The sequence below is a fragment of the Bacillus sp. ChL18 genome (assembly GCF_026241425.1).
In the GTDB taxonomy this organism is placed as follows: Bacteria; Bacillota; Bacilli; order Bacillales; family Bacillaceae; genus Bacillus; species Bacillus velezensis.
Window position 1 is genome coordinate 86,903 of the sequence record NZ_JAPHWE010000004.1, and the last position, 19,511, is coordinate 106,413.

The 19,511-nt window shown below is 41.4% G+C and carries 22 protein-coding genes and 2 pseudogenes; 14 read left to right on the plus strand and 10 right to left on the minus strand.

Annotated elements, in window-relative coordinates; all coding sequences use genetic code 11:
* The first annotated feature begins 48 nt into the window (after positions 1-48).
* The 5 genes and pseudogenes from OQ477_RS18830 to OQ477_RS18850 all read left to right on the plus strand — a co-directional run bounded on the left by OQ477_RS18830 (position 49) and on the right by OQ477_RS18850 (position 6,594).
* Entirely contained in the window at positions 49-960 is a 912-nt protein-coding gene (locus OQ477_RS18830) for a diacylglycerol kinase (protein ID WP_007609891.1), read from the plus strand.
* A 147-nt stretch (positions 961-1,107) separates the two neighbouring features.
* Positions 1,108-2,484 (plus strand): 23S rRNA (uracil(1939)-C(5))-methyltransferase RlmD, encoded by a 1,377-nt coding sequence (gene rlmD / locus OQ477_RS18835; RefSeq protein ID WP_265973471.1) that lies wholly within the window; start codon positions 1,108-1,110, stop codon positions 2,482-2,484.
* A 205-nt stretch (positions 2,485-2,689) separates the two neighbouring features.
* Positions 2,690-2,936 (plus strand): annotated as a pseudogene (locus OQ477_RS21105) (ATP-binding protein); the annotation flags it as partial.
* Positions 2,937-3,817: 881 nt separating this feature from the next.
* On the plus strand, positions 3,818-5,665 hold the full coding sequence (locus OQ477_RS18845; RefSeq protein WP_265973472.1) for an HsdM family class I SAM-dependent methyltransferase: 1,848 nt from the start codon (positions 3,818-3,820) through the stop codon (positions 5,663-5,665).
* Positions 5,665-6,594, plus strand: coding sequence for a restriction endonuclease subunit S (locus OQ477_RS18850; protein WP_265973473.1), 930 nt, complete (start codon positions 5,665-5,667; stop codon positions 6,592-6,594). Before OQ477_RS18845 ends, OQ477_RS18850 begins: the two co-directional genes overlap by 1 nt.
* Before the next feature lie 48 nt (positions 6,595-6,642).
* Here OQ477_RS18850 and OQ477_RS21110 read toward each other — a convergent pair whose 3' ends face one another.
* The 9 genes and pseudogenes from OQ477_RS21110 to OQ477_RS18890 all read right to left on the minus strand — a co-directional run bounded on the left by OQ477_RS21110 (position 6,643) and on the right by OQ477_RS18890 (position 13,651).
* Positions 6,643-6,774 (minus strand): immunity protein YezG family protein, encoded by a 132-nt coding sequence (locus tag OQ477_RS21110; RefSeq protein WP_416346539.1) that lies wholly within the window; start codon positions 6,772-6,774, stop codon positions 6,643-6,645.
* A gap of 28 nt (positions 6,775-6,802) precedes the next feature.
* A pseudogene (locus tag OQ477_RS18855) lies at positions 6,803-7,264 on the minus strand (immunity protein YezG family protein).
* Between the two features lie 16 nt (positions 7,265-7,280).
* On the minus strand, positions 7,281-7,769 hold the full coding sequence (locus OQ477_RS18860) for an immunity protein YezG family protein (protein ID WP_265973474.1): 489 nt from the start codon (positions 7,767-7,769) through the stop codon (positions 7,281-7,283).
* Positions 7,770-7,852: 83 nt separating this feature from the next.
* Positions 7,853-8,329, minus strand: coding sequence for an antitoxin YezG family protein (locus OQ477_RS18865; RefSeq protein ID WP_265973475.1), 477 nt, complete (start codon positions 8,327-8,329; stop codon positions 7,853-7,855).
* Between the two features lie 19 nt (positions 8,330-8,348).
* A complete protein-coding gene (locus tag OQ477_RS18870; RefSeq protein WP_265973476.1) occupies positions 8,349-8,819 on the minus strand; it encodes a TIGR01741 family protein in 471 nt (156 codons plus the stop codon).
* A 76-nt stretch (positions 8,820-8,895) separates the two neighbouring features.
* Positions 8,896-9,366 (minus strand): antitoxin YezG family protein, encoded by a 471-nt coding sequence (locus tag OQ477_RS18875; protein WP_265973477.1) that lies wholly within the window; start codon positions 9,364-9,366, stop codon positions 8,896-8,898.
* Positions 9,367-9,370: 4 nt separating this feature from the next.
* On the minus strand, positions 9,371-11,374 hold the full coding sequence (locus OQ477_RS18880; protein ID WP_265973478.1) for a T7SS effector LXG polymorphic toxin: 2,004 nt from the start codon (positions 11,372-11,374) through the stop codon (positions 9,371-9,373).
* 91 nt (positions 11,375-11,465) lie between these two features.
* Entirely contained in the window at positions 11,466-11,765 is a 300-nt protein-coding gene (locus OQ477_RS18885; protein WP_265973479.1) for a contact-dependent growth inhibition system immunity protein, read from the minus strand.
* 5 nt (positions 11,766-11,770) lie between these two features.
* Positions 11,771-13,651: a ribonuclease YeeF family protein gene (locus OQ477_RS18890; RefSeq protein WP_265973480.1), complete on the minus strand. Its 1,881-nt coding sequence runs from the start codon at positions 13,649-13,651 to the stop codon at positions 11,771-11,773.
* A gap of 299 nt (positions 13,652-13,950) precedes the next feature.
* On the opposite strand from OQ477_RS18890, the gene OQ477_RS18895 reads away from it, so the two are divergent.
* The 9 genes from OQ477_RS18895 (at position 13,951) to OQ477_RS18935 (ending at position 19,148) form a co-directional block, all read left to right on the plus strand.
* The gene (locus OQ477_RS18895; protein WP_265973481.1) at positions 13,951-14,670 is read left to right on the plus strand and encodes a YebC/PmpR family DNA-binding transcriptional regulator; all 720 of its coding nucleotides are present in this window, start codon (positions 13,951-13,953) and stop codon (positions 14,668-14,670) included.
* 179 nt (positions 14,671-14,849) lie between these two features.
* The gene (locus OQ477_RS18900; protein WP_265973482.1) at positions 14,850-15,143 is read left to right on the plus strand and encodes a hypothetical protein; all 294 of its coding nucleotides are present in this window, start codon (positions 14,850-14,852) and stop codon (positions 15,141-15,143) included.
* A gap of 190 nt (positions 15,144-15,333) precedes the next feature.
* Positions 15,334-16,203 carry an aminoglycoside 6-adenylyltransferase gene (gene ant(6) / locus OQ477_RS18905; RefSeq protein WP_265973483.1) on the plus strand — a complete coding sequence of 290 codons (870 nt, stop codon included), beginning with the start codon at positions 15,334-15,336 and terminating at the stop codon, positions 16,201-16,203.
* Between the two features lie 133 nt (positions 16,204-16,336).
* On the plus strand, positions 16,337-16,585 hold the full coding sequence (gene cotJA / locus OQ477_RS18910; protein ID WP_003155704.1) for a spore coat-associated protein CotJA: 249 nt from the start codon (positions 16,337-16,339) through the stop codon (positions 16,583-16,585).
* Positions 16,569-16,832, plus strand: a complete 264-nt coding sequence (gene cotJB / locus OQ477_RS18915) for a spore coat protein CotJB (protein WP_007408934.1) — start codon at positions 16,569-16,571, stop codon at positions 16,830-16,832. The genes cotJA and cotJB overlap by 17 nt, the downstream gene beginning before the upstream one ends.
* Before the next feature lie 14 nt (positions 16,833-16,846).
* Positions 16,847-17,416 (plus strand): spore coat protein CotJC, encoded by a 570-nt coding sequence (gene cotJC, locus OQ477_RS18920; RefSeq protein WP_003155700.1) that lies wholly within the window; start codon positions 16,847-16,849, stop codon positions 17,414-17,416.
* Between the two features lie 88 nt (positions 17,417-17,504).
* Positions 17,505-18,038 carry a GNAT family N-acetyltransferase gene (locus OQ477_RS18925; protein ID WP_265973484.1) on the plus strand — a complete coding sequence of 178 codons (534 nt, stop codon included), beginning with the start codon at positions 17,505-17,507 and terminating at the stop codon, positions 18,036-18,038.
* Positions 18,039-18,066: 28 nt separating this feature from the next.
* On the plus strand, positions 18,067-18,345 hold the full coding sequence (locus tag OQ477_RS18930) for a YesK-like family protein (protein ID WP_017419062.1): 279 nt from the start codon (positions 18,067-18,069) through the stop codon (positions 18,343-18,345).
* 113 nt (positions 18,346-18,458) lie between these two features.
* Entirely contained in the window at positions 18,459-19,148 is a 690-nt protein-coding gene (locus OQ477_RS18935) for a YetF domain-containing protein (RefSeq protein ID WP_265973485.1), read from the plus strand.
* 32 nt (positions 19,149-19,180) lie between these two features.
* Here OQ477_RS18935 and hmoA read toward each other — a convergent pair whose 3' ends face one another.
* Positions 19,181-19,507: a heme-degrading oxygenase HmoA gene (gene hmoA / locus OQ477_RS18940; protein ID WP_265973486.1), complete on the minus strand. Its 327-nt coding sequence runs from the start codon at positions 19,505-19,507 to the stop codon at positions 19,181-19,183.
* Positions 19,508-19,511: the final 4 nt, after the last annotated feature.

Below are 19,511 nucleotides of genomic sequence, written 5' to 3' on the forward strand. Positions count from 1 at the left end.
GTTAGTGTTAATAATGGATCGGATACTCTTAAGTAGGATGATGAGATAATGAAACGTGCACGCATAATATACAATCCGACTTCAGGACGGGAGCTTTTTAAGAAAAATCTTGCCCAGGTCCTGCAAAAATTTGAACAAGCCGGTTATGAAACCTCCACCCATGCCACCACATGCGCGGGGGATGCCACCCACGCCGCAACAGAAGCCGCTTTGCGGGAGTTTGACCTGATTATCGCTGCCGGCGGAGACGGAACGATTAATGAAGTCGTCAACGGTCTTGCGCCGTTAGACAAACGCCCGACACTCGGCATCATTCCGGTCGGCACGACAAATGACTTCGCCAGAGCGCTGGGCATTCCGAGAGAGAATATACTGAATGCCGCTGATACCGTCATTAACGGCGTGGCCCGCCCGATCGACATCGGCCAGGTGAATGGTCAGTACTTTATCAACATCGCCGGAGGAGGCCGTCTGACGGAGCTGACGTATGATGTGCCGAGTAAACTGAAAACGATGCTTGGCCAGCTTGCTTATTATTTAAAGGGAATGGAAATGCTGCCTTCACTTCGACCGACAGAAGTCGAGATTGAATATGACGGCAAGCTGTTTCAAGGCGAAATTATGCTGTTTTTAGTGACGCTGACCAACTCGGTCGGCGGATTCGAGAAGCTGGCCCCTGATTCCAGCCTGAATGACGGCATGTTTGATTTGATTATTTTGAAAAAAGCCAATCTCGCGGAGTTTATCAGAGTCGCGAGCATGGCGCTCAGAGGCGATCATATTAACGATCAGCACATTATTTACACAAAAGCGAACCGCGTGAAAGTCAATGTATCAGAAAAGATGCAGCTGAACCTGGACGGCGAATACGGCGGCATGCTGCCGGGCGAATTCGTGAATCTGTACCGGCATATTCACGTCATCATGCCGAAAGAGAAAGCGGAACAGCTGGATGATTAATACGCGGACAAAATCCTAAAACAGTATTCGTTTTAGGATTTTGTCATCTTTTCAGCGTGATCGGAAACCTTTGAAGGCTGACATTGAATTTGAAGGTTTGCCAGCACGCTGAAACAAGGCAATTGGTAAAACTAGAGGTGATTATAGATGAAAATGAAACCCCCGATAGAAAAAAATGAATACTATGATGTGACATTTGAGGATTTGACGCACGAAGGAGCGGGCGTCGCAAAGGTTCAGGGCTTCCCGATCTTCGTGCCGAACGCCCTGCCTGAGGAAAAAGCGCAAATCAAAGTGACACGCGTCAAAAAAGGCTTCGCTTTCGGCCGCTTAATCGAGCTGAAGGAAGAAAGCCCGCACAGAACGGATGCCCCGTGCCCAATCTACAAACAATGCGGCGGCTGCCAGCTTCAGCACATGACCTATGAAGGCCAGCTTTTGTTTAAACAGAAACAAGTCAAAGACGTCTTAGAACGGATCGGCAAGCTGGACCTCTCAAAAGTCACCGTGCACCCGACGCTCGGCATGGAAGACCCGTGGAACTACAGAAACAAAGCGCAGGTGCCGGTAGGAGAAAGAGAAGGCGGACTCGTCGCCGGCTTCTATCAGCAAAGAAGCCATGACATCATCGACATGAGCGCCTGCCTGATCCAGCAATCCAAAAACGACGAAGCCGTCCAAGCCGTCAAAGACATCTGTGCAAATTACGGCGTCAAAGCCTATAACGAAGAACGCCACAAAGGCTGGCTCCGCCACATTATGGTCAGATACGGCGTCGTCACGGGCGAAATGATGATCGTCTTCATCACAAGAACAAGCGATTTTCCGCACAAAGCGAAAATCATCGAAAACATCACAGCGCAATTCCCGCACGTCAAATCCATCGTGCAAAACATCAATCCAAACAAAACAAACGTCATCTTTGGGAACGAAACAAACGTCATCTGGGGCGAAGAATACATCTACGACCTCATCGGAGACGTCAAATTCGCCATCTCCGCCAGATCGTTCTATCAGGTTAACCCGGAACAGACAAAAGTGCTCTACGACAAAGCGCTTGAGTACGCGGAGCTGCAAGGGGAAGAAACCGTCATCGACGCCTACTGCGGCATCGGAACCATTTCTCTATTTCTGGCGAAGCAGGCGAAGAAAGTATACGGCGTCGAAATCGTGCCGGAAGCCATCGAGGATGCGAAACGCAACGCTGAGCTGAACGGCATCACAAACGCGGAATTCGCAGTCGGAGAAGCGGAAACAGTCATTCCGAAATGGTATAAAGAAGGCATCACGGCCGACACCCTCGTCGTCGATCCGCCAAGAAAAGGCTGCGACGAAGCCCTCCTGCGGACAATCATCGACATGAAACCGAAGCGGGTGGTGTACGTGTCCTGCAATCCAGGAACGCTTGCAAGAGACCTGAGGGTGCTTGAGGATGGCGGGTATCAGACGCTAGAAGTGCAGCCGGTGGATATGTTCCCGCATACGAATCATGTGGAGTGTTGTGTGTTGCTTATAAAAAAATAGAAGGTATGTGGATGCGAGAATCTGTAAAAGATTCTCGTACTTCTGTCTTCCTTTTAACCGGTAAAGAAACTAGTTTGTTTTAATGTGGTGAAATTAACAAAAAGTTTATCGAATAAACAGTTAATAGATATTTATCCAAAGGTATTTTGAGCTATTTTATCATATTAAACTCAAATGCGTATTTATGAAATGAAAAGGTGAAACCATGATAGTTTATAAAGCTACAAAAGAAGAGTTGCTAAGTGATGTGTTAGACGATAAATTGGAACAAAAATCTGTAAAACTACAATGATAAAATTGGCAGAATAAATGAGAGAGAGGTTAGATCTTGGGTTAACTCTATGCATTATATGTATAGAGTATTAAGTGAAAGAGAAATTCCTAAGGAGGCAGGTATTGCTCTTGAGTTCAAAATACCCCATACTTCAAATTTTTTATGCACTCTTTGCAGTATCCTGTGATAACACTGTATCATTATTTACTGTAGTAATTGTCATAGTGAAAAGGAGAGAATACTTTGTGAGGTTAGATTTTAGCTCAGAAAGACAGGGATTACTTTACACTTTCGGAACAAATCGGATGAAAAGAGCTGTAAAATTTTAATGCTCATGATGGGCATAGGCGACTCTGAGGCAGGAGGCTATGTAGATACTTCCTTGACAGATTTTATGATAAGTCAAGGTTAAGTATAACAGCCATTAGCCAGGGCTATAGAGAAGCTCAAGAATATAGGTGTTTTTAAAGTGAAACATAATATAGGAATGTCTACAGACTACAAGTTACTACTGACAGGAGCTATAAAGGATAAAGCTGTTAAGCTGGATGAGGGGGAGAGGCATAAATGAGTAAGGTGACAAGCTGTTAAATGATAAGGACTTTATAGAAACTTCTGATTCTTATTATGATTACAAGATTACAATATTGAGTTTAGGACTAGGATGGCTAAGACATTTGCCAGGCATGAAAAAGAGCTTCAAGTTCAAGCTCCAAAAGACAATTACTCAGACTAAGAGACTGAGTATTTAAAAAGGACACTCAAGGAAATTGAGGAGGAGAGCTATTATAAAGCTCTACAAGAACAAGAAAATAAATAACTGTATAAGAGAGTGATGGAGTTGTAGTTGATGCTAGGACTCTTTTTTATCACTAAAGGTATTTTGAAGAGAATATAAAATGATGAATGAACTGCCCCATTATCTGCATTGGTGAAAGGTTAGAAAGGAAAGTAGCTAATATTATTTTGTCTGTTTTTCAAATACTATAAATTTATTTTTATTATATAGTATAATTACATAAAAGAAATTTTAAGGTTATTGGGTTTGGAGGATAAAGCATGTTAAGTAAGAATGAGAGAATTACTGAAAATTTAGTAAGGGATAAATTGAAACATTTGGGATATTTTGATAATGAATTTCTAAAAGTTGAAGAACAAATAAGCTATAATCCAACTATAAAAAATTGCTTAGCAAAAGCCAGTAAAAATGGTAAGGGTGTTGGAAAACCAGAGTTTATTGTTCATTCCTCTTTAAACAAAGATTTAATTATAGTTTTTGAGTGTAAAGCTGATGTTAAAAAGCATGAAAGTAAAGAGCAAAATAAATTTTCAGAGTTTGCAGTAGATGGTGTACTGAAGTATGCAAAGCACTTATCTACTTCATATAATGTGATTTCCATTGCTGTAAGTGGTCAGAGTGAAAAAGAATTAAAGACCTCTGTTTTTCTGTGGGCAAAGGAAGCTGATGCACCTAAGGTTTTAGTAAATCAATACAATGTTGAAATTGATATGATATTATCCTTTGATGAATTTTTTAAGATTGCAAGTTACAATCCTGATGTTGAAAAGAAAAGGTTTGAGGACTTATTAAGTTTCTCTAGAGAATTGCATAACTACATGAGGGATTATGCAAAGTTGACAGAAACAGAAAAGCCATTACTAGTTAGTGGAATATTAATTGCATTATCTGACTCTGCTTTTTCACTAAATTATCAGAGTTACCCTTTTTCTATACTGCCTACACAAATGTATGAAGCAATTAAAAGGGAGATTGAATCAGCTAAAATACCTAAAGCAAAGAAAAAAAATATGCTACAACCTTATTCATTCATTTCAGTACATCCTGAATTGGCGAAACTTGATAAGAAAACCAATGAAACTCCACTGTTTAGATTAGTATCAGATATTGATGAAAAGGTAAGACCCTTTATAACTATTTATGAAAACTTTGATGTGATAGGTCAATTCTATGGAGAATTCCTTAAATACACTGGTGGAGATAAAAAGGCACTAGGAATTGTTTTAACTCCAAGACATATTACAGATTTATTTTCTAGAATTGCAGGAGTAACATCAGCAAATAAGGTACTAGATACCTGCTGTGGAACAGGTGGCTTTTTAATCTCAGCCATGTCAGAAATGATGAGAAAGTCTAAATCTGAGGAAGAAAGAGAACACATTAGGGCTAATTGTCTTATTGGTGTAGAACAGCAACCTAATATGTTTGCCCTAGCTGCCTCTAATATGATACTTAGAGGAGATGGCAAAGCTAACTTATATCAAGGTAGCTGTTTTGATGAGGCAATTACTAAAGAAGTTAAAAGCCTTAAAGCTGATGTTGGTATGATCAATCCCCCTTATTCTCAAAAGGGAGAAGGCTTACATGAACTTGATTTTGTTTATCATATGTTAAATTGCTTAACACCAGGTGGTACAGGAATAGCAATTGTTCCAATGAGTTGTGCTATTGCATCACATCCTATGAAAGAAGTAATTTTAAAAGACCACACCCTTGAGGCTGTTATGTCAGTGCCTGATGAATTATTTTATCCTGTAGGTGTTATTCCTTGTATCATGGTATTCACTGCACACCAACCACACAGTAATAATAGTTATCATAAAACTTGGTTTGGTTATTGGAAAGATGATGGTTTTATAAAAACAAAACATTTAGGAAGAACAGATTTGTATTCTACATGGGAAAAAATTAGAGATAAATGGTTAGAAAACTATTTTTCAAAGAAAGAGGAAGCAGGGATAAGTGTAATGCAAAAAGTTACTGCACAAGATGAATGGTGTGCAGAAGCATATCTGGAAACAGATTACTCAAATATTTCTAAGGATGATTTTGTAAGTGAATTGAAAAAGTTTATGTTATTTTCTACTATGAATGAGAGTGACAATTAATGGTGATGATTAAGGACATTTTTCATATAGTCTATGGTAATATTTCTGATACAAAAAGAGACCTAAAAGAAGGGGAGATCCCTCTTATCGCTGCAGGAAGTAAGAATAATGGTGTGTTAGGTTATTATGATATAGAAAAAAGATTTAAAAACATCATAACTGTTCCTAGAACTGGGGCAAATAGATGCGAGGGTTTCTATCATCCATATGAATGTAATGTTGCAGATAGTGTATTAGTTCTAGTACCCAAAGAGGAATTAAATCAAAGATTAGCCTTTTATTATATTTTATTAATCAAAAAAGAAAAATATAGATACAACTTCGGGAGAAAAGTAACGCCAGAAAGGTTAGGAAATACAGTGATTCCCAATAAAATTCCAGACTGGGTTTACAATACATCAATACCTGACTTTGATAAGATTAAATTACCTGTTATTAAAGAAAGGACTATAAACTTAAATCCCGCAAATTGGAAAGAATTTATTTATACTGATTTATTTGAGATCAAGAAAGGGAAAAGGGTAACTAAAATGGATTTAAAACCAGGAGATACCCCTTTCATAACTGCTATTGATTCAAATAATGGGTTAAGAGAATATTGTGATTTACCTCCTTTATATCCTGAAAATGTAATAACGGTTCCTTATAATGGAAACGGTGTCGGTGAGGCTTTTTATCAACCTAAACCATTTTGGGCATCTGATGATATTAATGTTCTAATTCCAAAATTTGAATTAAACAAATTTACTGCAATGTTCATTATTACAGTTATTAGGAAAGAAAAGTATAGATTTAATTATGGCAGGAAGTGGCATAAAGAGAGAATGGAAGAAAGTACAATTAAATTACCTGTCAAGAGTAATGGTAAACCTGATTGGGACTATATGGAGGACTTTATTAAAGCATTACCATATACAAATGGTCTATAAGTGTTGAAGAACTAGAGCCTAAGGTTTTAATTAGGCTCTTTTTTATTCCTAGTTACTTTTTAAGCTATTTCTGATAACTACCTGTGAGTGAGGAGATACCCTTTCCCAATCAGACGGTATAATTACGTTTAGTTGCTCAGCGATTTTTTGATATAGTTCACCCATTTTTACAGCTACCATTGATGATCCTCTACCTTTGTTGATAGCATTATTTAATATTTAGATAATCCTTAACAAATTCTTTGTCCTCTTCGTCTTCAGGGAAAATCCCCAAGTTATTGAACTCCCAAATCATTTGTCTTTCGTATTCGTCCAAATCAGATTCAATAACATCTTAATAATCATAATCAATTGAGAACGTTCCATCGCTTTCAAGATTCAGTGTCAAATTTGTCCATGCTTCGGGGTTATTTTCTTTAAATTCAGTGTGTAACTGCATAAACAACTCTTGGAGGTCTAGTAGTAGTCCGGTATAAATTTTTTTACTGACCTGAAATTGTTCTGGAATGTCAAGAGAGTATATATATTCATCGTTTTCGGGTGTTTGAAAGAAAAAATACACTTCTCTGGAACCGTCTAGTATTTCTGCATACAGAACAACTTTGCTCCATTCAGAAGGAATTATTTTTCCTAGGACATCAGTTATTTTTAGATAAGCTTTTTCTAACATCATTATCCCAACTTTATTAAATTGGATTTTCAGGATATTCATCTAAATATTTTTTTATTAATTTTTGTAATGATGGATCCTTAGGTTCTTCCCTTAAATATTTGAATTTCCAGATGATAAGCTGATCACTGAAACTATAATCTGTCTTAAACCAATCTGTATAATCAAAGTTGACAGTTAATTTTCCTGATCTTTCTAGGCTAAGAGTGAAAGAATAAAATAATTCTTGATCATGATCTTTGAAAACATCTCTCATTTTTCCACTTAGTTTAAATAATTCCATCTCATACTGATCGAATTCATTTTCGTCAATATCAAATTCGAACGGAATTTCAAGACTGTACTTAAAATGATTAGGTTCATTTGGAGAATTGTAAAAAAAGTAAGTGCCTCCGCCTGTCTCTGAAATCTGAGCATAGAACAAAAATTTCTCCCATGGTTCTGGTATCATTTCGTTAACGGTTTCAGCCATGCTTCTATATAATGCATTTAATTCATTTTCCAACAAGAATCAGCCTCCAGCATTATAATTGGTAATTTGTAAGGATCATTTGTATCAACAAAACCCCCAATAAAGGAGGGGGAATTTTAATTTTGAGAATTTAGATACTGTTCTAAAAAGGATTTTAAAGGTTTACTCTTAGGATAAATTCCTACATTTTTATAAGTCCAGATTGTTTGTCTTTGAGAGATGGTATATGGAGATTGAATAACGTCTTCATAATTATAATCTATCGAAAATTCTCCGCTTATCCCAAGATTAAGTGTTAGATTAGTCCATATATCTTGATTGTTTTCTTTAAATTCATCTCGTAATTCCTCGAATAAGTCATGCAAGTCAAATAGTAGCTCCTCATAAATCTCCTCACTGACATGATAGTGTTCAGGAATATTATGAGAATAGATATAATCCTCACTTTGCGGAGGATTGAAATAAAAGAAAACTTCAGAAGAATCGTCGAGTATTTCTGCATAAAGAATGACCTTTTCCCATTCAGAAGGAATGATTTCGTTAATGCCTTCTACTATCTGTTGATATAATTCACCCATTTTTTCTGTTTCCATGCTAACCTCCAGTTCAAATTTATAGATTTAGGTAGCTAATTAAAAATTCTTGATCTTCCTCGTCTTCAGGCAAAATTCCAAGAGTTTTGTACTCCCATAATGCAATTCTTTGATACCCATCAAGCTCAGATGCCAAAATATCGTCATCATTATAATCAAGTTGGAATGGACCATTGCTCTCCAATGTCAATGTAAGGTTCGTCCAAACCTGATCATTATTATTTTTGTGCTCAGCTCGTAATTCCTCAAAAAGTTCACGGATTTCTCTTAATAAAGTTTTGAAGATATCTTTACTTACACTGTATCGGACTGGTATATCTTGCGAATAAATCAGTTGACATTTTTCTGGTGTCTTGAAGTGAAAGAGAACCATGGTAGAGTCAGCTAATACTTCTGCATAAAGATATATTTTTGTCCATTCACAAGGTATGATGTCATTTAATTTATCACAAATAATCTGGTGCAAATCTTGCATTTTTTTAGTTTCCAACCTTTTAAACTCCTATTGTCGAGAGATCTTAGTTATAAAAAACAGCCCAGCAGTAAAGTGCTGAGCCATTATTGATTTATAGACCGAAGTAGCTTATTACAAATTCTTTATCGTTCTCATCTTCAGGCAAAATCCCTAAATTTTTATATTCCCATACTACTTGCCGTTGAGTACCGTTTAAGTTTGAGGCGATGACATCGGTATAATCGTAGTCTATTGAGAATTTTCCAGTATTCTCTAGTTTGAGCGTTAAATTGGTCCAAATATCTTGGTTGTTTACTTTAAATTCTTCTCTTAACTCCTCGAATAACTCTTGAAGTTCAATTAATAAACTCACGTATATTTTTTTACTAACATCGAATTGTTTCGGTATATCATGAGAATAGATATTCTCTTCACTTTGTGGTGTATTGAAGAAAAAGAAAACTTCTGATGAATCATCTAATATTTCCGCATAAAGAATGATTTTTGTCCATTCAGATGGAATCATTTCATTAAGCTGTTCTGCTATTTGTTGATATAACTGTCCCATTTTCTCAGTTTCCATAGGTTTAACCTCCAGCTTGGTTTTTTATTGTCACGAATTTTGTTTTATTGCCAATCGTATATTCGATTATGAATTTTGTAGGTCTTAAAGAGTCACCTTTATATAGAGATTCTATGTTAACATTAACTCTTTTAGGAGGTTCTTCTTTAAGAGCTTTTGCCCATTCTTGCTCCATTTCATACCATCTGCCGCCGCTCCTATTAATCTGAGAATTCATCGGCACGATGTTGTCGAATTGGCCTGAGCCTTTGAATTGGGTGGCGATTAGGTGGCCTCCGTCGTCATCTGTCAGACGGTCTGGTTTACCTGCTTTTGACTGTGCATATTGGTTGCGTTTTGCTTCTCCCAGCTGCAAGTCTGCTTTGACACTTGTAATTCTACCATAGTTGTCAGTGGTGTACGTGTAGCCTTCCTTTGTTTTGTAGATGACATTCGGCTTCAATACTTTCTTTCTGGTCCATTTCGCAAAATGCTCGCCGTATTTGACCGTTACCGGCGGTACATGCGGTGCCGGTGTCCGCCTGCCGCTTGCGGAGGTTCCGTACGGTTTCGGCAGGATGACCTTGGCGAATTTCTGAAGTCCTTCTTTAAGTGTGACCCCGTTGACAGCATTGTAAGGCACGCCCGCCGGCACTAAGTCGTGACGCGGATGATACGGGAGAATATCAGCCAGGGTGAGATTTCCGATTTGATTCAACTTGGTTTTGACGCGTTTTTTTGAAACTTCCATGCCTGTGTTGACCTTTTGCTTGATGTGGTCAACGGTTTGTTTTGAGACCGTTATCACTTTTTGTGCTGTGGCGGATTTGCGTGCTGCTGTTTTGACTTTGGTTGTCACTTTGGCGGCTGTGCCTGTTTTTGAGACGGCGCCGACGCCTTTTGTGCCGACGACTGATGTCACAACGGTGCCCACTGCATATGACACCCATCTTGCTCTGGAGTAGGTGTCGCCATTCACCATGTCTTTTTGGTACGATTCTTCGATTGCCGCTGAAATGGCTTCATACGTTTTGATCGGGTGAGCCACCGCTCCTGTAATGGCTTCAACCGTTCCGCCCGGATCTGTGACCATATCCCACAGGCCTGTGACCGCGTCTTTTCCGGAATCATAAAGGCCGACGGCAACGCCTTTGAAACCGTCTGTAAGTTCACGCGTGTTTTCAATTTGAGTGAAGTAGCGCTGCTGTTCTTTTGTCAGGTTTTTATAGCCGATTGTTTTGGCCATTGAGTAGAATTCATCGGCATTCGCATAATCGTAGTTTTTCAGTCTTTCTTTCAGTTTTTCAATCTCCCGCTCTTTCGCTTCTTCCTTTTTAATCGTCAAATAAGCATCCGAATGTCTTGCGATATCGCCTTTTTTCTTATGAATATCACTTTCACGGTACGCTTTGGCGTTGTAGTGAAGCGGAGTAGCGTTTTTCCCTTTTCCCGTAGCGTTTTGGAGCTGCTGAAAATCGGTCTGGATGAACTGTTCGTTCGCTTCGGTTTCTGCGTATTCTTTCGTTAGATCGTGATCAAGTTTGCCGAGTTTATGTATCGTTTCGCTTCTTTTTTTGTCAGCTGAAGAAAGCTTCTGATCTGTGCTTTCGGTTGAAAACAGATCAAGCGAGATGATGTCTTCGATCTCTCTGAGGATGGACCCCATGTCCTTTTTTTGCCCTTCCATAATTGCCTTTGATTTACTGAGGGCGTGGGTGAGCTCATGCTCCAGAAATGATTCCTCCACATGTGAACCGGAAAGTCCGGCGTCTTCGACCTTGCCGGGAAGGCTTGTGAGAAATGCGATTTTCATGTCGATCAGATCAAGCCAGCTGTCTGTGACGCCGGCGTGGTCCTTGAAAAAAGCTTTGATGTTGTCTGCGCCCCGGCCGGAGAAATCATTGTCACCAAGATCAGCCATGCCTTGAAACGCTTTTTTCAGGTTGACCATCTGACCGCGCAGTTTTTTATATTCACCCGCGCGCTGTTTAGCAGCGGCGAGGAGGGTGGTTGCTTCGAAAACTTTCATGACCATATCCTTTCATTCGGGGATTTATAGAGGGAAAGATTAAGAAACTTATCAGAGACTGTGCAAACATAGGAATAAGGTTTCCCTGAATCTATAAAGCCTCAATATTCTTTTCGATTTTTTGAATGACTTGTCTGAGCCATAGTATTGGGGATAGTCCGTAACTATTGATATCTACACCATCTGCAGACTCTTCTATAAAATCATTTTTTTCTTCATCTGAGTAATTGCTATTTATAAACGTTTTGAGTGCTACTACATCGTTTTCTTGTTCTTTTTTAGGTATCTCTGCTAAGTATTCTTCAAGTGCTGTCTCAGGAGTGTCTATATCTTGATGGAAAGTCCCTCCTAAAAATTGAAATACAGGTTCAGAAATATTTGTTTCGATCATTGTTCTCACCTCGTGGGGTAGCCTGTTAATATAAAACTACCATCATTATTCTTTTTCAATATAATTTTAGCATTAGTTAAGTCAGAAATTTCGGTTGTGCCTTTGGTAATTCCTCTGCCTAACACTTCTGATCCTTTATAGGAGAGTACCAAAGGTTTTTTTACATCATTATTTAACCATTTTTCTATTTTATCTTTATTATCTGATAAGGTAATATTAGCAATCTTTTCTGCAGTTGCTCTATCCTTAAAAGTTGATGATCCGGATATTTTCTTGTTACTCATTTTGCTTTTTTCAAGCCTTTTCAGGAGTTCTTGGTCAGTCTTACCAACATGTCTTTCTATAAGGTGTCCGCCTTTTGCTTCGTGAGCAGCTAAACCCCCGCCCGGTGCGAGAGGACTGCTGTCTCCTTGTTTAACACTATGTATGCCGTTATTGTCAGAGGTCACAGATTTACTGAGAACACTCTCTTTCTGATCTTCAATAATACTTTTCAACAAAGGAGTATTCTTCACATTGTGAGTATTTTCAATATCCTGTGCTATTCCGGCAAGTGCGGGTTGGTACTTATTTTTCGAAACGGAATTGATATAGTCTTTTCCTTTTTCAATCCCTGTTTTTACATGTTTTGCAGCCGCTTTTTCACCGGCTTCCAAGACGTTATCCACTTTGGCGGCACCTGTTTTAGCGAGCTTGCTTGAGACTTTCACAGCTGAGCCGGAACCTTTGAGTCCGACAATGCTCCCGATGGCGTAGGTGATGTAATGGGATCTTGAATACGCATCCCCGTTAACCATTTTATCATTCCATGAATCCGCCAGGTTTGTCCATATGATTTTTGCGTAGGAGGGCGTGTTCAATACAGCCGATATGGTTTTAGTGACTTTTTGTTCATCAGAGAGATGGTAAAAATTCCATGCGCCGACAGCCAGATCTTTGACGCCTGTTATGGTGTCTTTCCCGACATCATAAAGGCCGACGCCTACTCCTTTAACGATATCCCAAGCTGTTTCTCCGACTTCTTCGAGCTGTTTTGCCTGTTCGAGCTGCATCACATATTCCACCTGAGCGGGTTCAAGGTTTTCATAGCCGATCTTCTTCGCGATTTCCAAATACTCATCCGGATCGGTGACACCATCAGCCAGCTTTTTCTTCAGATCCTTGATTTCCCGCTCTTTCGCTTCTTCCTTTTTAATCGTCAAATAAGCATCCGAATGTCTTGCGATATCGCCTTTTTTCTTATGGATGTCGCTTTCACGGTACGCTTTGGCGTTGTAGTGAAGCGGCATGGCGCTTTTTCCTTTGCCCGTGGCATTTTGAAGCTGCTGGAAGTCAGCTTGGATGAACTGTTCGTTCGCTTCGGTTTCTGCGTATTCATTCATTAGATCGTGATCGAGCTTGCCGAGCTTATGTATGGTTTCGCTTCTTTTTTTGTCTGCTGAAGAGAGCTTCTGATCCGTGTTTTCGGTTGAAAACAATTCGAGCGAGATGATGTCTTCGATCTCACCGAGGATGGAGCGCATGTCTTTTTTCTGCTCTTCCATAATCGCCTTTGATTTACTGAGGGCGTGGGTGAGCTCGTGCTCCAGAAATGATTCCTCCACATGCGAATTGGAAAGTCCGGCATCTTCGACCTTGCCGGGAAGACTTGTGAGAAATGCGATTTTCATGTCGATCAGATCAAGCCAGCTGTCTGTGACGCCGGCGTGGTCCTGGAAAAAGGCTTTGATGTTGTCGGCGCCCCGGCCTGAAAAGTCGCTGTCACCGAGGTCAGCCATACCTTGAAACGCTTTTTTTAGATTGACCATCTGGCCGCGCAGTTCTTTGTATTCACTCGCACGCTGTTTGGCGGCGGCCAGCAGGGTGGTTGCTTCGAAAACTTTCATGACCATATCCTTTCTTTTGTTCGATATCAAAATTTTACCACGTGAGTCAGGATATACAGTGTAGGAAATAGGTAATAAGAATAAAATGAATCTTTTGGCTTGCGACTTCCTTCCTGTATGAAGGGAGGCTTTTTATGTTTTGTACAATAACCCTCACATTCGGCTTACTGCGCTCCGGTGATTTTAAGCGTGCCTGTTTTTTCTAATGTCTTACACTCGAAACAACCCAACCGCTGAGGTATAATAGAAGGCAGAGTATTTATCATACAGATTCAATTCGTGAAAGAGAGTGGAACAAAATGGGCCGTAAGTGGAACAATATTAAAGAAAAGAAAGCATCAAAGGACGCAAATACGAGCCGGATTTACGCGAAGTTCGGCCGTGAGATTTATGTGGCGGCAAAACAAGGCGAGCCAGATCCGGAATCGAACCAGGCGTTAAAAGTGGTGCTTGAGCGCGCAAAGACGTACAGTGTGCCGAAAAATATTATTGAGCGTGCGATTGAAAAGGCGAAAGGCGGCGCGGAGGAGAACTTTGACGAGCTGCGTTACGAAGGTTTCGGGCCGCACGGTTCAATGATCATCGTTGATGCGTTAACCAATAATGTAAACCGCACGGCGCCTGAAGTGCGCGCCGCATTCGGGAAAAACGGCGGAAATATGGGTGTGAGCGGGTCTGTCGCTTACATGTTCGATGCGACTGCCGTTATCGGCGTTGAAGGCAAGACGGCGGATGAAGCGCTGGAATTGCTGATGGAAGCTGATGTGGACGTGCGCGATATATTAGAAGAGGATGACAGTGTTATCGTATATGCCGAGCCTGATCAATTCCATGCGGTACAGGAGGCATTCAAAAATGCCGGCGTTGAAGAGTTCACGGTTGCGGAGCTGACGATGCTTGCGCAAAATGAAGTCGAGCTTCCGGAAGATGCGAAAGCTCAATTTGAAAAGCTGATCGATGTGCTGGAAGACCTCGAAGACGTACAGCAGGTTTATCACAATGTAGATTTAGGCGAATAAAGACAAAAAGGCCGGGGCGGCATAAGTTCCGGCCTTTTTATTTTGCTTATGCGGTCGGCCTGTATCGAATTTCTCCGTAAGCAATTATTGATTATTTCGCCAAAACTGGGCGGATGCCCATACGTTTCCTTCCGGATGTCATAAACTGGACTGTAACCTATGTGAAGGAGCGATAAATCATGAATGAAAGAAGACCGATTTACGGCGGAGGCTTTGGCGGCGGCTATGGAGGCTTCGGAGGCTACCCGGGGTACGGTTTTGGCGGCTACGGAGGCTACGGAGGATATCCGGGACACGGTTTCGGCGGAGGCTACGGCTACCCGGGATACGGTTTTGGCGGTTACGGCGGTTACGGCGGTTTTGGCGGCTACGGCGGCTTCGGGGGATATCCGGGGTACGGTTTTGGCGGCTATGGCGGAGGCTACGGCGGCTACCCGTTCCATCATCATCATCGGGACAGCCAATATATCTGATCATTCGGGAAAAAGCACTCTTGGAACAGCAAGAGTGCTCTTCTCATGTTATTGCAGCTGTGTTACGATTGGAGCAAAATCATCAAATACATAGGACTTTTCTGTAAATCATGCAAGCTCACAACCTTTTCTTTCTGTTGTTTATAAACTGATGATCTGTAAAAAATCTCTTTATCGGGAGGTTTTACATGTGAGAAGTGAAGACGAAATGATGAAATTGATTCTTGATATTGCGATGAAGGACGAGAGAATCCGTCTTGTCACTTTAGAGGGATCAAGAACCAATAAAAATGTACCGAGAGACAAATTTCAAGACTATGATATTTCTTATTTTGTGACCGATATGGACTCCTTCACATCTGACGACAGCTGGCTGGATCAGTTTGGCGAAAGAATGATGATGCAAAAACCTGAAGATATGGAACTTTTCCCTCCGGAACTCGGAGACTGGTTCTCCTATCTAATGCTATTTAAAGATCATCATAAAATCGACTTAACTTTGATCCCTCTGAGTCAAACAGAGGATTATTTTACACAGAGTGATGGTTTGGCGGAAATAGTATTAGACAAGGATGACCGAATCAACCGTAAGATTATTGCGAGTGATGAACAATATCATATAAAGAAACCGACCTCCAGAGAGTTTGATGATTGCTGCAATGAATTTTGGATGGTTTCAACCTATGTGATTAAAGGATTAATGCGTAAAGAAATACTGTTTGCGCTGGATCATATGAATGACATTTTAAGGCCTAATGTTTTGCGTATGATTGCGTGGAATATCGGGATAGAGAATCAGTTTTCATTAAGTGTAGGGAAGAATTATAAGTATGTTCAACATTACATGAATGCGAAAGATTGGGAAATCCTGCTGAATACTTATGTCGGCAATACTTATGAAAGCGTGTGGAAGGCATTGTTTGACTGCCAAGGTCTCTTCAGAGCATATTCAAAGTCAGTGGCTGTTTTATTGAGATATGAATATCCTGAATATGATCAACAAATTACGGAATATACATTGAAACATTATCAGCGCTTTCAATCAGATTTTTCATTATGATTTTTTTACTTCAAATTCCAGATGAGTTACATTGAGTCCGTTTTTAACGGGCTTTTTTATTTTCTTACAGGGCATAAATGCCGTTACGGGTTCATACCTATTAAGGTCATGTGTTTAGGAAAGGAGGATCGTAATGAAAGAAAATCAGCCGTTTACACCGGTCAAATCCTATAAACCCTTCCACAGCCGGTTTGATCCCTGCCCGCCGATCGGGAGAAAATACTACAGAACGCCGCCGCATCTTTATATGCGGTTTCAGCCGTATCACTTGGAGCAGTTTTCTCCGATGGAGGCATTGAGAAAAGGGACCCTTTGGAAGGATCTTTACGATTTCTATGATAATCCTTATCGGGGGGGAATCGAATATGGCGAAAAAGATTGATGATGAATACTATCGGCTGCTGGAGCAAATTCAGGCGGCGGACTTTGTCTTGGTTGAGCTGACGCTTTATCTGGATACGCATCCCCATGACCGTCTCGCGCTTCAGCAGTTTCATGAATATTCCCGGTACTCAAGACAGCTGAGAAAGCGGTTTGAGCCTGAGTACGGACCGCTTCTGCAATTCGGCGTGAGTCAGGTCGGCGCTCAATGGGACTGGGGCCGCGGTCCTTGGCCATGGCAAGTATAAGGAGGGATCTGTAAATGTGGGTATATGAAAAAAAGCTGCAGTATCCGGTTAAAGTCAGTACATGCAACCCGATGCTGGCTAAGTTTCTCATTGAACAATACGGCGGGGCGGACGGCGAATTGGCCGCAGCGCTCCGGTACTTAAACCAGCGCTACACGATTCCTGACAAGGTGATCGGCCTGCTGACGGATATCGGCACGGAGGAGTTTGCGCATTTAGAAATGATTGCGACGATGATTTATAAGCTGACAAAAGATGCGACCCCGGAGCAGCTGCGTGATGCAGGGCTCAGTGATCATTACGTCAACCATGACAGCGCGCTGTTTTATCACAATGCGGCCGGAGTTCCGTTCACAGCGTCTTACATACAGGCGAAGGGAGATCCGATCGCTGATTTATATGAGGATATTGCGGCTGAAGAAAAGGCGAGAGCGACGTATCAATGGATTATTGATATTTCCGATGATCCTGACCTGAATGATTCACTCCGTTTTCTGCGTGAGCGTGAAATCGTCCACTCTATGCGTTTCAGGGAAGCGGTTGAGATTTTAAAAGAAGAACGTGATAAGAAGAAAATTTTTTAAACGGCCCTCAAACCCGACGGCTGTTTTTTTCCTTTCTGCGTTTGGTCTATAATAAAGGTGTCGAATATTCTGATTACAGGAGGATTTTATGACACCATTTACGATTACGGAGGAGAAGGCGGGGGCATTCCGTGTCACCTCCGCCCGGAAGGATGATGAAGAAGAGGTCATGGATCTGCTCGTGCAAGCGGCAGAATGGCTTCGCGATAAAGGGGCGAACCAGTGGAGCGGCCTTCTAGAAGGGGAAGATACCCACAATATGCGGGAGGCGATCGCCCAAGGGTATGTTTTTTTATTCAGGCAGAATGAAGAGCTGGCCGGCGTCGTCATGCTGCTTCCCGAAGCAAGCGGGTGGGACAGACGTCTATGGGGCGATGAAGGACATGAGGAGTCCGTATATCTCCACCGGCTGGCGATTAACAGGCGGTTTGCAGGGGCGGGGCTCGGCCGGACAATCATGACTTGGGCGGAGACGGGTGTGTCTTGCCCGGGAAAAACGAAAATCCGGCTCGATTGCGTGTCCGAAAACAAGGCGCTTCAGTCGTTTTACAGCGGAATGGGGTACGAATCAAAAGGACTCGCGCCGGGTTATCATTTGTTTGAAAAAAAGGTGAGTAAATAAAAAGCTTCTTATGACGGAGGTAAAAGACATGGGGTTTTTTTATCTGATCTGTCTGGCCGCATTTTGTCTTAACTTTGCCGTATCGGCTGTGCTCCGCAAGAAATGGCCGAAAAAGATGTGGCCTGAGTGCCTTTTGGCGGTGCTGGGCCTGACTGCTTTCGGTACGGTTGTTTACAGCATTTTCGGTGTCGGCGGCTGGGAAGGAATGGGCTTGGGGCTTGCCGCGATGTTTGCGGGTTCCGGAGCGGCCGCCGGTTATGCCGCTGAGGTGTGCTTACGGGTCGTCAGATCGAATCAAAAACAGTAAGCAGAAGTGAAAAAACGCGGCCTCGGCTGCGTTTTTTTGTGTGTTGCCGGCCGCTGTATAGAAAACAGGCGAATGTCCATAATGGTAATGACTTTTAAGAAGAAGGTGCGAATATGGGACATTTACTTACAGTGGCTTGGGAGTTAGTATGCGGTTTGGGTATTTTATTTGTGATTTTAAAATTGCTTGGAAAAACTCAATTCTCGCAAATTACGCCGTTTGATTTTATTTCCGCGCTCATCCTCGGCGAACTGGTCGGAAATGCGGTGTATGATAAAGGCGTCAGGATTTTTGAAATCATTTTTGCCTCTCTGTTATGGGGGATTTTAATTTATCTCATCGAACTGATTACGCAGAAAGTAAAAAGCTCCAGAAAGCTGTTGGAAGGCGAGCCGAGTATTATCATACATAAAGGAAAACTGAAATATGATGTGCTGAAAAAGAATAAGCTGGACATTAATCAATTGCAAAGCCTTCTCAGACAGGCGAATTGCTTTTCCATACAGGAAGCGGAGTACGCGATTTTAGAAACAAACGGGATGGTCAGTGTCCTGCCGAAATTTCAATATGACACGACGAAAAACGGCGACATGCAAATAAAGCCGAAGCAGGTCTCTTTGCCGGTCACGCTGATTATTGACGGCGAAGTGCTGTATGAAAATCTGAAAGAAGCCGGGCTGGAAGAAAAGCAGCTGAATCAGGAGCTGAAAAAGCTGAACATCAAAAAAACGGAGGACGTGCTGTATGCGGAATGGAAGCCCGATAAATCGCTGTTTGTCCTGCCGTATGAGGAGAAAAAATAAAAAGAGCATTGCCCTGGGGCAAATGCTCTTTATTATTTTTTGTGTACGCCTGTTTTAACGGCTCTGACATGATACATACCGACATCCGTTCCAAGCATATAATCAGGTTTCGGCTTGCCTTGGTTTGCTTTGTGGGCCGCGATGTGGTCTTCGCTTTTTTCCCATTGTTTCCAATGGTCTTCTGACTCCCAGCGGATTAACACGACGACTTCTTCATCACCGCGGCGGACTTTTTTTTCCAGGACCGTTACGTCTATCAAACCTTCCTGCTTTTCAATCACGCCTTCTGAACTGAAGCGTTCGATTACTTTGTCGGCATGTCCTTCTTTTACGGTCATTTTTCTGATTTGCACAAACATCTGG

Bases quoted from the DNA above. Each gene is read 5' to 3' on its own strand.
- OQ477_RS18830 (WP_007609891.1), top strand. From the start codon at position 49: ATGAAACGTGCACGCATAATATACAATCCGACTTCAGGACGGGAGCTT.
- rlmD (WP_265973471.1), top strand. From the start codon at position 1,108: ATGAAAATGAAACCCCCGATAGAAAAAAATGAATACTATGATGTGACA.
- OQ477_RS18845 (WP_265973472.1), top strand. From the start codon at position 3,818: ATGTTAAGTAAGAATGAGAGAATTACTGAAAATTTAGTAAGGGATAAA.
- OQ477_RS18850 (WP_265973473.1), top strand. From the start codon at position 5,665: ATGGTGATGATTAAGGACATTTTTCATATAGTCTATGGTAATATTTCT.
- OQ477_RS21110 (WP_416346539.1), bottom strand. From the start codon at position 6,774: ATGGTAGCTGTAAAAATGGGTGAACTATATCAAAAAATCGCTGAGCAA.
- OQ477_RS18865 (WP_265973475.1), bottom strand. From the start codon at position 8,329: ATGGAAACAGAAAAAATGGGTGAATTATATCAACAGATAGTAGAAGGC.
- OQ477_RS18875 (WP_265973477.1), bottom strand. From the start codon at position 9,366: ATGGAAACTGAGAAAATGGGACAGTTATATCAACAAATAGCAGAACAG.
- OQ477_RS18880 (WP_265973478.1), bottom strand. From the start codon at position 11,374: ATGAAAGTTTTCGAAGCAACCACCCTCCTCGCCGCTGCTAAACAGCGC.
- OQ477_RS18885 (WP_265973479.1), bottom strand. From the start codon at position 11,765: ATGATCGAAACAAATATTTCTGAACCTGTATTTCAATTTTTAGGAGGG.
- OQ477_RS18890 (WP_265973480.1), bottom strand. From the start codon at position 13,651: ATGAAAGTTTTCGAAGCAACCACCCTGCTGGCCGCCGCCAAACAGCGT.
- OQ477_RS18895 (WP_265973481.1), top strand. From the start codon at position 13,951: ATGGGCCGTAAGTGGAACAATATTAAAGAAAAGAAAGCATCAAAGGAC.
- OQ477_RS18900 (WP_265973482.1), top strand. From the start codon at position 14,850: ATGAATGAAAGAAGACCGATTTACGGCGGAGGCTTTGGCGGCGGCTAT.
- cotJA (WP_003155704.1), top strand. From the start codon at position 16,337: ATGAAAGAAAATCAGCCGTTTACACCGGTCAAATCCTATAAACCCTTC.
- cotJB (WP_007408934.1), top strand. From the start codon at position 16,569: ATGGCGAAAAAGATTGATGATGAATACTATCGGCTGCTGGAGCAAATT.
- cotJC (WP_003155700.1), top strand. From the start codon at position 16,847: ATGTGGGTATATGAAAAAAAGCTGCAGTATCCGGTTAAAGTCAGTACA.
- OQ477_RS18925 (WP_265973484.1), top strand. From the start codon at position 17,505: ATGACACCATTTACGATTACGGAGGAGAAGGCGGGGGCATTCCGTGTC.
- OQ477_RS18930 (WP_017419062.1), top strand. From the start codon at position 18,067: ATGGGGTTTTTTTATCTGATCTGTCTGGCCGCATTTTGTCTTAACTTT.
- OQ477_RS18935 (WP_265973485.1), top strand. From the start codon at position 18,459: ATGGGACATTTACTTACAGTGGCTTGGGAGTTAGTATGCGGTTTGGGT.
- hmoA (WP_265973486.1), bottom strand. From the start codon at position 19,507: ATGTTTGTGCAAATCAGAAAAATGACCGTAAAAGAAGGACATGCCGAC.